A 586-nucleotide genomic window follows, 5' to 3' on the forward strand; every position below is an offset into this window, starting at 1 on the left:
CCAGTTGCTGGTCCTGTAAATCCTGGTTTTGGAATGAAAGTTACTTGTCCAGTTGTTGGATTAATACGATATGTTCCTTCATTTGGAACTTCAATTTCATTTCCTTCTACTGGTGTGTTTCCAGTTGGATTTAACAATTTATATCCTGTAATACGTACTTCTGGAGTTGAAACTGTAAATGTTGGAGTTCCTGTTTGTGTTTTCCCTTGTGGTGCAGAAGACTCTTTATCCTCACTTGTCATTGTAACGTCCGTTACTGTTGGTGTATAAGTTGTTTCAACTTTGGTACCATTCACATCTTTGATTTGAACTTTTACAGGTGTAGCTGGTCCTACAAAGTTTTTGTTTGGAGTAAACGTAATTGTTTTGTTCGCTTTATCTAACTCATATTTACCATCACTTGTTGTAAGAGATGTTACTTCATTAGTTCCGTCTAACAATGTTAAAGTACTTGCATCTAACTCAACTCGTTCACCATTTGCACCTGTTTCGCTTCCTTTGTTGAAGTTCACAGTTTTATCTTTATCAGCATCTGTTTCTACTGTATCCAACACAATTCTTGATACTTGTTTTTTACCTTGTACAT

At 35.8% G+C, this 586-nt stretch carries 1 protein-coding gene; it reads right to left on the minus strand.

Translation table 11 applies throughout. The annotated features are described in order from the left end of the window. On the minus strand, positions 1-586 hold a 586-nt coding region (locus ADI58_RS02655; protein WP_049521355.1), incomplete at both ends, for a hypothetical protein.

The sequence above is a fragment of the Streptococcus mitis genome (assembly GCF_001074635.1).
Classification (GTDB): Bacteria; Bacillota; Bacilli; order Lactobacillales; family Streptococcaceae; genus Streptococcus; species Streptococcus mitis_E.